We start from the raw sequence: 13,388 nt of genomic DNA on the forward strand, positions 1-13,388 counted from the left end.
ATGGCCAACGTATCCTTATCCGAAATCCGCAAAATCTATCCCAATGGCGCCGAAGCCCTGACCCCGTCCAGTTTTGACATCGCCGATGGCGAATTTGTCGTGCTGGTCGGCCCGTCCGGCTGTGGCAAATCCACGTTGCTGCGCATGATCGCCGGCCTAGAAGACATCACCGAAGGCACATTGCGCATCGCAGATCGCGAAATGAACGGCGTCGATCCGGCGGACCGCAACATCGCGATGGTGTTCCAGAATTACGCGCTTTATCCGCATATGAGCGTCTATAAAAACATGGCCTATGGCCTGCGCAATCGTGGCACATCCAAATCTGACATCGACGCGGCCGTGCGCAAGGCCGCTGATCTGTTGAACTTGGACGAATTTCTGGATCGCAAGCCGTCGCAATTGTCCGGTGGCCAGCGTCAGCGTGTCGCCATGGGGCGCGCCATCGTGCGCTCGCCCGCCCTGTTTCTGTTTGATGAACCCCTGTCGAATTTGGACGCCAAATTGCGCAACCAGATGCGGATCGAAATCCGCCGCCTGCAGCGCGAATTGGGCACCACATCCGTGTATGTCACCCATGACCAAGTCGAGGCGATGACCATGGCCGACCGGATTGTGGTTCTGTCCAAAGGCCGCATCGAACAGATCGGCACGCCCCAGGAAATCTATCATTCCCCGGCCACCACCTTTGTTGCCAACTTTATGGGTGCCCCCCCCATGAACCTGCTGGATTGCGCTGTCACCAACGGCCACGTCACATTGCAGGACACCCCCATAACCGGGCTACAACGCCCTGACTTATCTGGAAAATTCACGCTGGGCGTGCGTGCGGAAACGGTCCAATTGACCAACGAAACCAATCCGCTTTGCGTGCCCTTTACCTTGGACTACGTCGAAGAATTGGGCGCAATGCGTCTGATCCATGGCCAGATGGCCGGTGCGAATTTCACCGTGTTGATGCCCCATGATGCGGCCCTGCCCTCGGGTGAACTCTTTGTTCAATTGTCAGAACGCGATTTGCATTTCTTTGATGCAGAAACAGGTCAACGGGTGACAGCATGAAGCTTTACGAAACGGCCACCTGCCCCCAATTACCCCCCGTCACTGCGACACAAAAGGCCGACATTCTGGCCGCCGACCGCACAGCCGAAATTCACCGATCCCTGTTCAATCGTGTCAAGGCGTTGAACTGTCTGGAAACCGGTGGGCGTGCCGACAAAGTGGTATTGCCAAACAGCCTGAACATCGCCGCATGGAATGTTGAAAGGTGCCTCAACCCATTGGGAACCGCGGACCTGTTGCGCGCTCAAAACCCAGATGTTGTCTTGTTGTCAGAAATGGACAACGGCATGGCCCGCACCGGTCAACGCAACACAATCGCCGAGGTCGCCGACGCATTGGGCATGCAATACACCTACGGCGTTGAGTTTTTCGAAATGGGTTTGGGCGGACCGACCGAGCGCCCTTATTGTGCTGACGATTTCAACGCGCTGGGATTTCACGGAAACGGGATATTATCCCGCGTGGCCCCGGACGCAGTGGCGTTAATCCGACTTGACGATCACGGTCATTGGTTTTGCTCAGATACCGGTGCGGACCTGGATCAACCGCGCATTGGCGGACGCATGGCAGTGGCGGCAATTTTGCCCTGCGACGCCGGAAAAATCTGCGTGGTTTCCACCCATTTCGAAAGCAATTCTGGCGCCGCAGGACGCCAAAGCCAAATGGATAGGCTGATGGCGGCGATTGACGCCTTTGCGCCGGGATTGCCGGTGGTGATCGGGGGGGATCTGAACACTGGAAACCACCTGCCAAATGCGGACTGGACCCAGGAAACCCTGTTTGCCGCGGCACAGCGCCATGGCTATGACTGGCAGGCCAATGCGGACGGGATGACCACCCGCAAAAGCCTGCTGACATTGCATCCAGATCGCGCAATGAAGCTCGATTGGTTTGCCATCCGGGGCGGCACAATGACCCCCACATCGATCATTCCAGCGCTCGAACCCGATGGCACACCGTTATCGGATCACGAGCTGATCTGCGCATATTATAACGTCGCGGATTAGGCCGCCTTTGCGTCCAAGCTTTGCATTACGGTTTGCAGGGCAACGCGGTGCGGGCTGACATCTGCTTGGGCGGCGTTGGACAGGATTCCGTCCATCGTCGCATCCAAGGTTTCAAGCCGCTGCGCAACCCACGGCGCCTGATCAGAAATTTGCAGAATTTCGGTTGCCACGTTGATGATCCCGCCACCATTTGCAACAAAATCAGGCGCATAGAGAATCCCACGCGCATGCAGCTGATCTGCCTGTTCATCGGTGGCCAGCTGGTTGTTTGCACCGCCCGCAACCACCGTTACACGCAGCTTTTCGACAATGTCTGCCGTCAGAATGCCACCAATCGCGCAGGGCGCAAACACATCAGCGGCCACAGAATAAATGTCATCCAAACCCACGGCGACCGCCCCGAATTCATCAACCGCGTGCTGAATTGTGGGGGCGTTGACGTCGGTCACGCTTAGTTTTGCGCCCGCGTTATGCAGCAATCGACACAGGTGAAACCCGACATTGCCCAACCCCTGAACCGCAACATGAACATCGGTCAAATCTGCGCTGCCCATTTTGTGACGGCGTGTGGTTTTAACCGCGTTGAAAATACCCGCGGCAGTGATGGGGGATGGATCGCCGCTGGCGAAATCACCATCCGCCAACCCCGCCACAAATTTGGTTTTGGTGGCCAAAACCGCCATATCGGCCGGCGACATTCCCATATCTTCGGCGGTCCAATATTGGCCCTGTAACGTGTCAATCGCGGCCCCAAAGGATTGCAGCAATTCCGGCGTTTTTTGGGTATGTGGATTGCCGATGATGACAGCTTTGCCGCCGCCCAGTGGCAGGCCCGCCGCGGCATTTTTATAGGTCATGCCTTCGGACAGTCGCAGCACATCGGTCAATGCATCGTCCAGGGCCGCATAGGGGCGCATCCGCAATCCACCCGCCGCCGGGCCAAGCTGGGTTGAATGCAGGGCAATCAGCCCCGTCAAACCAACCTGTTCGTCAACGACCTGATAGACCTGTTCATGACTTTGAATATCGAGCTTTGTAATGTTCATCTGAGACCTCCGTTAAAACGAGTTTAATCGAGGGTCAGGATCATTTATCGGCGTTTTTTGTTGAAAAAATACCCAAAGTTGGTGATAATCCAAAGCCATCGCATAAATGTTGGTGAAAAATGGACGACTACGATCAAAAAATTCTGCGGATTCTACAAGAAGAAGGCCGCATCAAGATCGGTGAATTGGCAGATCGGGTCGGACTAACCGCAACGCCCTGCGCGCGCCGGGTTGCCATGTTAGAGACCAATGAAATCATCACGGGTTACGGCGCTGACGTGTCTCAGGACAAACTGGGCCTGCCGGTTACGGCGTTCATTTCCGTGCGGTTGGATCGACAATCGGCAGATGTCGTTCAATCCTTTGAACGCGCAATTTCGGTGTTTGACGAAGTGATGGAGTGCCATTTAATGAGCGGCGTTGGTGACATTTTACTAAAGGTCGTCGCCAAGGATCTAGCCGGGTTCAATGAATTTCTGGAACATCGTTTGATGCGCGTTCAGGGCATCAATTCCATGAGCACAAGCTTTGCCTTGCGGGCCATGATCAAACGCAAAGCCCTGCCAAGGGTGTAAAAACGCTTAGTTTCCAGAACTGTTGCGCATTTCCAGTCGTTCTAGATTGACGATTGTCGACAACATCAATCTGTCCTGGCTCCAGCCGCTGGCAGGTTGGGCAATGATCGTCATTGTGGTCACCGACACCATCACCGACAGCATCAAAACCAAGGTCACAGCGCCGCCCGGATTGCGGGTCAAGGCCAGCATCGACAACACCCGACGTTTAAGAAAGCTTTTGGAGCCATGGCCTCGTGTGCTTTGATCGAGATGCGCAAAAGGCACGCTGTGTGACATCAACTGGTTCCGGCGGTGACCCAAGCTTGCGCGGCAGACACGCAGCAGACAATCGCAATATTCTTTGACCGAGAACGGCTTATGCGACAGCACCTGTTGATCACAGGCCAGTTCACGGAACTTTTCCACCTCGCGTTTCATCAGCGAAAATGCCGGGTTCCAGAAAAACACAGGGCGCAGCGTTTCAAGGATGATTTCCCACGCCAAATCCCGTTGCCGGACATGTTGCAATTCGTGACTGACGGCCACACGGGCATCGTTTGATTGCGCCAGAATGGTCGTCGGAAGCACCACATAATGGCGCCACAGCCCACGGGTGGAAAATGGCACACCAATTTCATGCGTGACTCGCACATCCACATGACCATGGCGACGCAGAACATAGGCCCGCGAAATCAAGCGGCTAATCTTGCACGCATTAAATAGGGTTTTGGCCATGCAATAACCAAAGCCAAGCACCCCAACGCCCACAATCATCTGAGCAAGCAGGGTAGACATCGTTATGATATCTTGTGTCAGTTCACTGCGCAGCATCAGCAATTTCTGGAACTGCGTTGGCGCAAGGGCGATATTGCCGTTCAGATATTGGGACACAACAAAATCAGAGAGATTGAACGCTGTCGTTGACCCAAGCAGGCCAGATTGACGAAGGGTTTCAAACCCAAACAGGATAACCGGCGTAAGGGCCACCGTTAGAAGCACCGCATAGAGCATTTGAAGTTGCGCCAGAAACGCATGTTTCAATCGCGATTTTGCCAACAGGTGTTTGGTTCCAAACCAAATGACCGCTGCAAATATCAGCACGATATTCACATCCAGATAGACGCTCAGCAAACTCTCAATGATCATGGTCGGTCAATCTCCTATCCAGAAGCGCCCGTATCTCCTCTAATGTCTCTTCGGACATTCCTTGATCGTCTACCAAACGTGCCACCAATGATGCCGGGGTTCCGTCAAACAATTTATCTGACAGATCACGCAATGTGCGCGACTGATATTCATTTTTCGCCAATGCAGGGCGATAGATGAACGTTTTCCCGTCCTTTTCGCTGGTGACAAATTCCTTTTGTTCCATGATGCGCAGGATCGTGGCGGCAGACGTATAAGCAAGATTGCGTTCCGGGGCCAATCGCGCGAGCACATCGCGCACGGACCCCTGCCCCAAGGCCCACAGTTCAGTCATGAACTCCAGTTCAACCTCGGTTAAAAACTCACTCTTACGCTTGGTCCGCATTATCTATCCCGTCATCACTTATTCTGCTCGTCCCCACTATTCTTTTAATACGAAAACTTTCGTTTTTCCAGAATTTTGCGTTTTACACTTTAAAGAAGCAGAAAACGCCCCAACAGATGCTGATCCCCAGTGGTGCCCAAAGCGGCATTCCAAAGAACAACAACCACGCCAGAAAGATATAAGCCGTGCCCAGCAGCGACAGGAAGAGCCGGTCGCCGCGGGTGGTGGTCAGGCCCAGCGCGCCTTTGCGTTCTGACGTGCCGGGATAGCGGATTTCGATCATGGTGATAATCGCCATTGCGGTGAAAATCCCGATGAAAAACAACGCGGTCGGCCACGTCCATGCCATCCAGTTAAACATATCAAACCCTTCCCAGGGCAAAGCCCTTGGCGATGTAGTTGCGCACGAAATAGATCACAATCGCGCCCGGAATAATGGTAAGCGTCCCCGCCGCAGCCAACAGGCCCAGCTCATATCCAGCAGAGGACGCGGTTTTGGTCATTGTGGCGGCAATCGGCTTGGCCTCGACGGCGGTTAGTGTCTTGGCCAACAGCAATTCGACCCACGAAAACATGAAGCAAAAGAACGCCGCAACGCCAACACCTGCCTTGATTGACGGCAAAAATATCGTCGCAAAGAATCGGGGGAAGGAATAGCCATCCACATAGGCGGTTTCGTCCAATTCCTTGGGCACGCCGCCCATAAATCCCTCTAGGATCCAGACCGCCAGCGGGATGTTGAACAAGGCATGCGCCAAGGCCACCGCCAGATGCGTGTCAAACAATCCCACAGCCGAATAGAGCTGAAAGAAAGGCAAGGCAAACACCGCAGCCGGGGCCATCCGGTTGGTCAGCAGCCAGAAAAACAGGGTTTTGTCGCCCAGAAACCGATAGCGTGAAAACGCGTAGGCGGCTGGCAGGGCAACTGCGATCGAAATCACCGTGTTCAGCGACACATAAATGATCGAGTTGATATAGCCCCAATACCACGTTGGATCGGTGAAAATGGTGACGTAATTGTCGATCGTGAATGTCTGCGGGAACAGCGAAAACCCAGACAGGATTTCGTTGGTTGTCTTAAAGCTCATGGCGACAAGCCAATAGATCGGCAACAGCAGAAACAGGATATAAAAGATCGGGATCAGACTACGCTTCTTCATTGGTCGTCATCCTTGGTCATAAGTGTGTAGAACAGCCAGCTGACAAGCAGCGTAATGGCAAAGTAGATCAGCGACATCGCCGCAGCCGGACCCAGATCGAACTGACCCAAGGCGATTTTCACCAGATCAATCGACAGCAATGTGGTCGAATTGCCCGGCCCACCGCCGGTCAGAACAAAGGGTTCGGTGTAGATGTTGAAACTGTCCATGAACCGCAACAGGATCGCGATGGTCAGCACCTGTTTCATTTTCGGCAATTGGATATAGCGGAATACAGACCAGTTGGATGCGCCGTCGATTTTCGCGGCTTGGTAATAGGCGTCCGGGATGGACACCAAACCGGCATATGAAAGCAGCACCACCAGCGACGTCCAGTGCCAAACATCCATGGTCACAATGGTCGCCCATGCGGCCAGCGGGTTCTGAGTCATGTCATAATCGATGCCCAGCGTGTGGTTCATCAGATACCCCAGCAACCCAATGTCAGGCAGCGCAAAGATATTCCACATCGCACCGACAACGTTCCACGGGATCAGCATCGGCAATGCCATCAGGATCAAACAAACCGGCACCCAAAATCCCTGACGGGGCATGGACAGCGCAATGATGATCCCCAGCGGAATTTCGATCGCCAGAATGATGCCAGTGAACAGGAACTGACGCCCCAGCGCGGCGTGGAACCGGTCTGAATTCAGCAATTCTTCGAACCAGCGCAGGCCTTCCCAGAAGAACACGTTGTTGCCAAAGGTTTCCTGCACGGAATAATTCACCACGGTCATCATTGGGATCAGCGCGTTGAACGCGACCAAGATCAGGACCGGCAGGACAAAGAACCATGCCTTTTGGTTTTGAGTTTTCATTGGCCTGCCTCCTGATTGGCTTGGCTCGCCAGCCATCCCCCGCGATAAAGCCGGGTCTGGGATGTTTTGAAGTTAAGATGCACAGCGTCGCCCGGATTGGGGGCCGCGCCATTGGTGACGGCCTTGACGGGAACATCACCGACCATCGCCTCGACGACGTTGTGACGACCGACATCGGCCACTTTGTGTACGGTTGCGGGCAGGCCCGTATCGGACAGTGATACAAATTCAGGGCGCACCCCGATTTGCGGCGCGCCTTCATGGTCCAGCATCGGCCCTTCCAATGGCACATGATTGCCTTGGAAAAAGGCGCCACCGTCGCGCAATTCAACATCCAGAACGTTCATGCCGGGCGATCCGATGAAATGCCCCACAAAGGTATGCGCGGGCCGATCAAACAGCTCAACCGGGGTGCCGATTTGGACGATTTCACCGTCTTGCATCACCACCACCTGATCCGCAAATGTCAGCGCTTCGGTCTGATCGTGGGTCACGTAGATCATCGTGGCGCGCACTTTTTGATGCAGTTCCTTTAGCTTGGATCGTAGTTTCCATTTCAGATGCGGATCGATCACTGTCAGCGGTTCATCAAACATCACGACATTCACGTCGTCGCGCACCAATCCACGCCCCATTGAAATTTTCTGTTTGTTATCAGGCGACAGACCGGCGGCACGGGTGCCCAGCATGTCGGTCACTTCTAACATTTCTGCGATTTCGGTGACGCGGGTTTTGATCGTTGCCTCATCCACACCGCGATTGCGCAGCGGAAAGGCCAGATTGTCGTAAACGCTCATCGTGTCGTAGATGACCGGGAACTGAAAAACCTGCGCAATGTTGCGCTGATCCGGGGGCAACGCAGTCACGTCCTGGCCGTCAAACAGGATCTGGCCTTCTGACGGGACCAGTAGGCCTGAAATGATGTTCAGCAACGTGGATTTGCCGCATCCAGATGGACCAAGCAGCGCATAAGCGCCCCCATCGGACCAATCCAGATCGATTTCCTTTAGCGCGTATTCCGCCGGTGATTTCGGGTTGGGCATATAGGAATGCCGCAATTTGGATAGGGTGATCTTAGCCATCAGAGAGTCTCTCCTGTGACGCGGGTGCCATCGGGGGCAAAGTAGAAACAGGCCGTCGGATCGAGGTAAAACGGGTGATCTTCGCCGGTTTCATAAGGATGCACGCCGTGGGACAACGAAACCCAAGCGTCATCCGCCATTTGGAAATGGGCCGAACTTTCGGACCCGGATAATTCTGTCACCAACACATGCCCATTCAGCGCGACGATGTTGACGTCCGTTGGCACGGGCGTGACGTGGTGCGGGCGCACGGCCATGGCATATTCGCCATCTGACAGGGTCTGGGCTGCGCCTGTGGCATCCCAAGACACCTGCCCCATGATGATCCGGTCGCCTTGTTTGACGACCTTGGCCACGTTGATCGGCGGGTCGGAAAACACGCTGGCGGCCAACAGGGAACCAGGGCGGCGGTAAATTTCGGCGGTGGGACCGAACTGGGTGACAACGCCGTCATCCATCAACCCCGTATAGCCCCCCAGCAACAGCGCCTCTTCGGGTTCGGATGTGGCGTACACCACTACCGCGCCGCGGCCTTTGAACAATTCGGGCAGCTGTTCGCGCAATTCTTCGCGCAGTTTGTAGTCCAGATTGGCCAGCGGTTCGTCCAGAAACACCGCGCGGCTTTCTTTGGCAATCGCCCGCGCCAAGGCGGTCCGCTGCTGCTGCCCACCCGACAATTCATGCGGGCGCCGGTTCAGCATCGGGCGCAATTGCAAAATATCCGCCGCCTCTTCGACACGGCCTTGGATTTCAGATTTGGCCATTCCGGCCACTTTCAGCGGCGACGCGATGTTGTCGTAAACGCTCATATGGGCGTAGTTTACGAAAAACTGATGCACGAGGCTGATGTTGCGTTTTTGGGTGCTCAGCGCGGTAACGTCCTGACCATCCATGAAAATCTGGCCGTCAGCGATGGGATCCAGCCCAGCCATCATTTTAATCAGGGACGTTTTACCTGCGCCGGTCTGGCCTAGCAAAACATTGAAGTGGCCGGTCTCCAGTTCAAGCGTGGTCGGCTTGATATGGACCTGGCCTGCGACATGTTTGGTGATGTTTTTTACGTGCAGTGACATGGGAACCTTTGCGTGACCTGTTGCGGTCGCGTGCATGATCTGGCCGACTTTGCGGCGGTTGTGGCTGGGGCCGCTAAGCCCCAGCCGATGTCGGCGCAGGAAGAAATACGCCGATCAGGGAAGGTTACTCTGACGCCCAGCGGGCAACGAGTTCGTCATAGTTGACGGTTTCACCTTGCGGTTTTTCGTTATCCAACGGGGGTTTAGCGCCACCGTTTTCATACCAATATTCCGCAGTCTGCTCTTCGTTCAGACGTGGACCACAGCCGCCATAGACATTGGCTGCTTCGTCCGCGGCCTGCATACGGGACATGGTGATGTCCATTTCTTCGGCCAGACGATCCATGGCTTCTTGGGGGGTAAACGCCCCAGAGTTCACGTCGCCAATCTGCTGCCACCAAATCTGGGCCAGCTTTGGATAATCAGGCACGTTCACGCCAGTTGGCGACCACGCAACCCGATCCGGGGACCGATAGAATTCAACCAAGCCACCCAGACGCGGTGCACGTTCGGTAAAGCTTTCGTGGTTGATTGTGGAATCCCGGATAAAGGTCAGACCAATATGGGATTTTTTCACGTCCACAGTTTTGGACACCACGAATTGCGCATAAAGCCAAGCCGCCTGAGCACGATCCAGTGGGGTCGAATTCAGAATGGTCCAGGATCCAACATCCTGATAGCCAACTTTTTGGCCTTCTTGCCAATAGGGGCCATGCGGGGATGGGGCCATGCGCCACAATGGATTGCCTTCTTCGTCCACTGTGTTGTTACCGGCGGATTGCGGGGCAACCATGTCAGCGGTGAACGCTGTGTACCAGAAAATCTGCTGGGCGACATTGCCCTGCGCCAATGCTGGCAATGACTGATAAAAGTCATAAGACGCCGCACCCGGAGGTGCATAAGCGCGCAGCCATTCGTCCCATTTGCGGATCGCGTAAACCGCAGCTGGACCATTGGCAGCCCCACCACGGGTCACGGATGCGCCCACGGGGTTACAGGTGCCTTCTTCCATGCGGATGCCCCATTCGTCGATTGGCACACCATTTGGTTCACCAACAGACCCAGCACCGGCCATAGACAGCCACGCATCGGTCATCCGCCAGCCAAGGTCAGGCGCACGTTTGCCGTAATCCATGTGACCATAGATCGCGGTGCCGTCGATTTCCTGAACATGCACGCTAAAGAATTCAGCGATATCTTCGTAGGCGGACCAGTTTACCGGCACACCCAGATCATATCCGTAGATTTCGCGGAACTGCGCCTGCAGGTCTTCCCGGTCGAACCAATCTTTGCGGAACCAATACAGGTTGGCAAATTGCTGATCCGGCATCTGGTACAGATCGCCATCCGGTCCGGTGGTGAACTGAATGCCCATAAAGTCAGCCAGATCCAGCCCCGGATTGGTCACAGCCGCCCCTTCGCCCGCCATAAAGTCGGTCAGGTTACGCGCCAATTGCAGGCGTGAATGGGTGCCGATCAGGTCACTGTCGTTGACATAGGCGTCATAAAGATTCCGCCCGGTCTGCATTTGTGTTTGCACAGCCTGAACAACTTCGCCTTCGCCTAGGATCTGATGGTTCACCTTAATGCCGGTGATCTCTTCAAATGCCTGTGCCAGCACTTCGCTTTCGTAGCTATGTGTTGGAATGCCTTCGGACAGAACGTTGATTTCCATCCCAGCATAGGGCTGCGCGGCTTGGATGAACCACTGCATTTCTGCCATCTGTTCGTCTTTGGTCAACGTCGATGGCTGGAATTCCTGATCAATCCAGCGTGTCGCTGCGGCTTCGTCAGCCATAGCGCTATTGGACCCCGCAATCACGGCAGACGCCGCCACTGCGGAGAGAAGATACTTACGCATCTCGTCTCCTCCCTAGAGATTTTGGTAATCGGATTTACCGATGCCCTAATGTCATCGGCAAAGGCCCCATCTGTCAAACTAATTCTTTAGTAGTTAAGTAATATGCGCCTACACAACTGAAAATAAACAGTAATAATTGGTCTCATTTTTGCTTTGGCTTTTGGTTTTGCCATGATGCCGCCGTTTTGCGCGCCGCTTGGACGATAAAAATTCACATTTTCGTTAACTCAATTTCGCTTGCGAGAATCACCTTACTGCACGACCGTACAGCAACGACTTTTAGGATCGACATGCCCCAGACCACGCCAAAATTCAGCCGTGTCCCGGCGCAGGAACGCCGCCGTGACCTGATCGAAGCCACATTGCGCGTGGTTGCCAATCGTGGCGTAGAGGCAGCAACAGTGCGCACCATTTCACAAGAGGCGGGCGTTTCCTTTAGTTTGATCCGGCATCATTTCACCACCAAAGAGGACCTGCTATGTGCCGCGTTTGAACATCACATGCGCAGCTTGACCCATCTCAGCACGACCCCGGATTTGACCCAAGACCTGCCCCCGTTGCAAATGTTGGCACGGTTCATCACCAGCACCTTATCTCCGCCCGTGATGTCCCCTGATGCGGCGCAAATCTGGGCCGGGTTCATCCAGATGGTGCCACGCGACCACGCCATGCGGCAGGTTCACCAAAATCAATATCAGGCCTATCACCAAGAACTGGAAATGTTGATCAAACCGATCCTGATTGCCGCGGGGCGCGATGCAGATGACAATGAAATTCACCATCTCGCCCTTGCTTGTAACGCCGTTTTAGACGGGCTCTGGCTTGAGGGATCGATGCTGCCGGACCTGCTGGATCATCCAACCCTCGTCATGATCGCCACCCGTTCGATCCACGCCATCCTTGGCCTTGCCCATCCTCAAACTCACAAGGATCCCGCCGCATGAAATATGCCCCAATCACTGAAAGGCTGGCCAATTTGGGCGGCGCCAAATGGGAAGTGTACAATCACGCTCGCATTCTGAAAAACCAAGGTCACGACATCATTGACCTGACCATTGGCGAACCAGATGTCCCCGCCCCGGCCAATTTGATAGAGGCAACAATCCAAAGCCTGAACGCCGGTCGCACCCGATATTCAAACGGCCGCGGAGAAGACAATCTGCGCAATGCATTGGCTCAAAAATACACCGCTCGCTGTGGCCGGGCGATATCACCGGCGCAGTTTTTATGTCTGCCGGGCACGCAAACCGCGCTTTATGTTGCGATGATGGGTCTGGTCAGTGACGGCGACGAGGTGCTTGTTGGCGATCCGATGTATGCCACCTACGAAGGCGTCATTGCCGCGACCGGCGCACGCGCCGTACCCGTTCCGTTGCGGGCCGAGAACGGGTTTCGTTTGGCTGCAGACGATATCGCTGCACGGATCACCGCCAAAACACGCGTTATTTTCCTGAACACACCCCACAATCCCACGGGGTCCATTTTAACGGCCAATGACATCGACGCCATTGGTGCGCTCGCCCGAAAACATGATTTGTGGATCCTATCAGACGAAGTTTACGAAGACCTGATTTTTGACAACGCGACATTTCAGTCTCCTTTGGATCGCGATGATCTGCAGGATCGTGTGATCTCCGTTTCTTCTATCTCTAAGAGCCACGCCGCCCCCGGTTTCAGAAGCGGCTGGTGCGTTGGCCCCGCGAACTTTGTTGACCGGGTGCTGCCGGTGGCGGAAACGATGCTCTTTGGAAACCAGCCATTTTTGGCGGATGCAACGGCGCAGGTTCTGTCACGTCCGTCAGAGGTGGCAATTGGCATGCGCCAGCGATTTGCCCAGCGCGCAAACACAGTGCAGCGCCGTTTAGACGGGTCATTTGGCATGCATGTGCAAAAACCGGATGCAGGGATGTTTTTACTGCTCAACATCGCATCCCTCACCCCAGATGATTCAGAATTTGCCATGGATTTGCTGACAAAAACCGGCGTTGCGGTGATGCCCGGCACATCCTTTGGCCAAGGTTTGCAGGGATGGATCAGAATGGCATTGACCGTTGAGGATACCTTGATGGACACCGCCTGCGACCGGCTGTTGGCACATGCCGCGTTGGTTAAACCCGAAACATCTGCCGCCTATGTTTAGGTGGATCAT

14 protein-coding genes are annotated in these 13,388 nt (G+C 54.8%); 5 read left to right on the forward strand and 9 right to left on the reverse strand.

The window, feature by feature from the left end; genetic code table 11:
* Entirely contained in the window at positions 1 to 1,062 is a 1,062-nt protein-coding gene (gene ugpC / locus AB1F12_RS14310) for a sn-glycerol-3-phosphate ABC transporter ATP-binding protein UgpC (protein ID WP_368185041.1), read from the forward strand.
* Complete coding sequence (locus AB1F12_RS14315; RefSeq protein WP_368185042.1) at positions 1,059 to 2,069, forward strand: endonuclease/exonuclease/phosphatase family protein; 1,011 nt, start codon at positions 1,059 to 1,061, stop codon at positions 2,067 to 2,069. The genes ugpC and AB1F12_RS14315 overlap by 4 nt, the downstream gene beginning before the upstream one ends.
* Here AB1F12_RS14315 and AB1F12_RS14320 read toward each other — a convergent pair.
* Positions 2,066 to 3,115, reverse strand: a complete 1,050-nt coding sequence (locus AB1F12_RS14320; protein ID WP_368185043.1) for a Glu/Leu/Phe/Val dehydrogenase — start codon at positions 3,113 to 3,115, stop codon at positions 2,066 to 2,068. The genes AB1F12_RS14315 and AB1F12_RS14320 overlap by 4 nt on opposite strands.
* 119 nt (positions 3,116 to 3,234) lie before the next feature.
* Between AB1F12_RS14320 and AB1F12_RS14325 the strand changes: the two genes are divergently transcribed.
* Positions 3,235 to 3,690, forward strand: coding sequence for an Lrp/AsnC family transcriptional regulator (locus AB1F12_RS14325; protein ID WP_368185044.1), 456 nt, complete (start codon positions 3,235 to 3,237; stop codon positions 3,688 to 3,690).
* Positions 3,691 to 3,696: 6 nt separating this feature from the next.
* Here the strand turns inward: AB1F12_RS14325 and AB1F12_RS14330 are convergent, their stop codons facing one another.
* The 8 genes from AB1F12_RS14330 to AB1F12_RS14365 all read right to left on the reverse strand — a co-directional run bounded on the left by AB1F12_RS14330 (position 3,697) and on the right by AB1F12_RS14365 (position 11,239).
* Complete coding sequence (locus AB1F12_RS14330) at positions 3,697 to 4,818, reverse strand: M56 family metallopeptidase (protein ID WP_368185045.1); 1,122 nt, start codon at positions 4,816 to 4,818, stop codon at positions 3,697 to 3,699.
* Positions 4,808 to 5,203, reverse strand: coding sequence for a BlaI/MecI/CopY family transcriptional regulator (locus AB1F12_RS14335; protein ID WP_368185046.1), 396 nt, complete (start codon positions 5,201 to 5,203; stop codon positions 4,808 to 4,810). Before AB1F12_RS14335 ends, AB1F12_RS14330 begins: the two co-directional genes overlap by 11 nt.
* A gap of 82 nt (positions 5,204 to 5,285) precedes the next feature.
* Positions 5,286 to 5,564, reverse strand: coding sequence for a DUF2160 domain-containing protein (locus tag AB1F12_RS14340; RefSeq protein ID WP_368185047.1), 279 nt, complete (start codon positions 5,562 to 5,564; stop codon positions 5,286 to 5,288).
* Position 5,565: 1 nt separating this feature from the next.
* Entirely contained in the window at positions 5,566 to 6,363 is a 798-nt protein-coding gene (locus AB1F12_RS14345; RefSeq protein ID WP_368185048.1) for a carbohydrate ABC transporter permease, read from the reverse strand.
* A complete protein-coding gene (locus tag AB1F12_RS14350) occupies positions 6,360 to 7,223 on the reverse strand; it encodes a carbohydrate ABC transporter permease (RefSeq protein ID WP_368185049.1) in 864 nt (287 codons plus the stop codon). The genes AB1F12_RS14345 and AB1F12_RS14350 overlap by 4 nt, the downstream gene beginning before the upstream one ends.
* Positions 7,220 to 8,305, reverse strand: coding sequence for an ABC transporter ATP-binding protein (locus AB1F12_RS14355; RefSeq protein ID WP_368185050.1), 1,086 nt, complete (start codon positions 8,303 to 8,305; stop codon positions 7,220 to 7,222). The genes AB1F12_RS14350 and AB1F12_RS14355 overlap by 4 nt, the downstream gene beginning before the upstream one ends.
* Positions 8,305 to 9,378, reverse strand: a complete 1,074-nt coding sequence (locus tag AB1F12_RS14360; protein WP_368185051.1) for an ABC transporter ATP-binding protein — start codon at positions 9,376 to 9,378, stop codon at positions 8,305 to 8,307. Before AB1F12_RS14360 ends, AB1F12_RS14355 begins: the two co-directional genes overlap by 1 nt.
* A gap of 124 nt (positions 9,379 to 9,502) precedes the next feature.
* On the reverse strand, positions 9,503 to 11,239 hold the full coding sequence (locus AB1F12_RS14365) for an ABC transporter substrate-binding protein (RefSeq protein ID WP_368185052.1): 1,737 nt from the start codon (positions 11,237 to 11,239) through the stop codon (positions 9,503 to 9,505).
* A 290-nt stretch (positions 11,240 to 11,529) separates the two neighbouring features.
* On the opposite strand from AB1F12_RS14365, the gene AB1F12_RS14370 reads away from it, so the two are divergent.
* Together AB1F12_RS14370 and AB1F12_RS14375 are read left to right on the forward strand one after the other, a co-directional pair.
* Positions 11,530 to 12,183: a TetR/AcrR family transcriptional regulator gene (locus AB1F12_RS14370; protein ID WP_368185053.1), complete on the forward strand. Its 654-nt coding sequence runs from the start codon at positions 11,530 to 11,532 to the stop codon at positions 12,181 to 12,183.
* Positions 12,180 to 13,379 (forward strand): pyridoxal phosphate-dependent aminotransferase, encoded by a 1,200-nt coding sequence (locus AB1F12_RS14375; protein WP_368185054.1) that lies wholly within the window; start codon positions 12,180 to 12,182, stop codon positions 13,377 to 13,379. The genes AB1F12_RS14370 and AB1F12_RS14375 overlap by 4 nt, the downstream gene beginning before the upstream one ends.
* Positions 13,380 to 13,388 lie beyond the last annotated feature (9 nt).

Origin of the sequence: Aestuariibius sp. HNIBRBA575, from assembly GCF_040932005.1 — a bacterium.
Taxonomy (GTDB): domain Bacteria; phylum Pseudomonadota; class Alphaproteobacteria; order Rhodobacterales; family Rhodobacteraceae; genus CANLNM01.

What these genes read in the sequence shown, in the direction of transcription:
- AB1F12_RS14320 (WP_368185043.1), bottom strand. Translation starts at nt 3,115, where the DNA reads ATGAACATTACAAAGCTCGATATTCAAAGTCATGAACAGGTCTATCAG.
- AB1F12_RS14335 (WP_368185046.1), bottom strand. Translation starts at nt 5,203, where the DNA reads ATGCGGACCAAGCGTAAGAGTGAGTTTTTAACCGAGGTTGAACTGGAG.
- AB1F12_RS14340 (WP_368185047.1), bottom strand. Translation starts at nt 5,564, where the DNA reads ATGTTTAACTGGATGGCATGGACGTGGCCGACCGCGTTGTTTTTCATC.
- AB1F12_RS14330 (WP_368185045.1), bottom strand. Translation starts at nt 4,818, where the DNA reads ATGATCATTGAGAGTTTGCTGAGCGTCTATCTGGATGTGAATATCGTG.
- AB1F12_RS14325 (WP_368185044.1), top strand. Translation starts at nt 3,235, where the DNA reads ATGGACGACTACGATCAAAAAATTCTGCGGATTCTACAAGAAGAAGGC.
- AB1F12_RS14365 (WP_368185052.1), bottom strand. Translation starts at nt 11,239, where the DNA reads ATGCGTAAGTATCTTCTCTCCGCAGTGGCGGCGTCTGCCGTGATTGCG.
- AB1F12_RS14360 (WP_368185051.1), bottom strand. Translation starts at nt 9,378, where the DNA reads ATGTCACTGCACGTAAAAAACATCACCAAACATGTCGCAGGCCAGGTC.
- ugpC (WP_368185041.1), top strand. Translation starts at nt 1, where the DNA reads ATGGCCAACGTATCCTTATCCGAAATCCGCAAAATCTATCCCAATGGC.
- AB1F12_RS14370 (WP_368185053.1), top strand. Translation starts at nt 11,530, where the DNA reads ATGCCCCAGACCACGCCAAAATTCAGCCGTGTCCCGGCGCAGGAACGC.
- AB1F12_RS14355 (WP_368185050.1), bottom strand. Translation starts at nt 8,305, where the DNA reads ATGGCTAAGATCACCCTATCCAAATTGCGGCATTCCTATATGCCCAAC.
- AB1F12_RS14345 (WP_368185048.1), bottom strand. Translation starts at nt 6,363, where the DNA reads ATGAAGAAGCGTAGTCTGATCCCGATCTTTTATATCCTGTTTCTGCTG.
- AB1F12_RS14350 (WP_368185049.1), bottom strand. Translation starts at nt 7,223, where the DNA reads ATGAAAACTCAAAACCAAAAGGCATGGTTCTTTGTCCTGCCGGTCCTG.
- AB1F12_RS14315 (WP_368185042.1), top strand. Translation starts at nt 1,059, where the DNA reads ATGAAGCTTTACGAAACGGCCACCTGCCCCCAATTACCCCCCGTCACT.
- AB1F12_RS14375 (WP_368185054.1), top strand. Translation starts at nt 12,180, where the DNA reads ATGAAATATGCCCCAATCACTGAAAGGCTGGCCAATTTGGGCGGCGCC.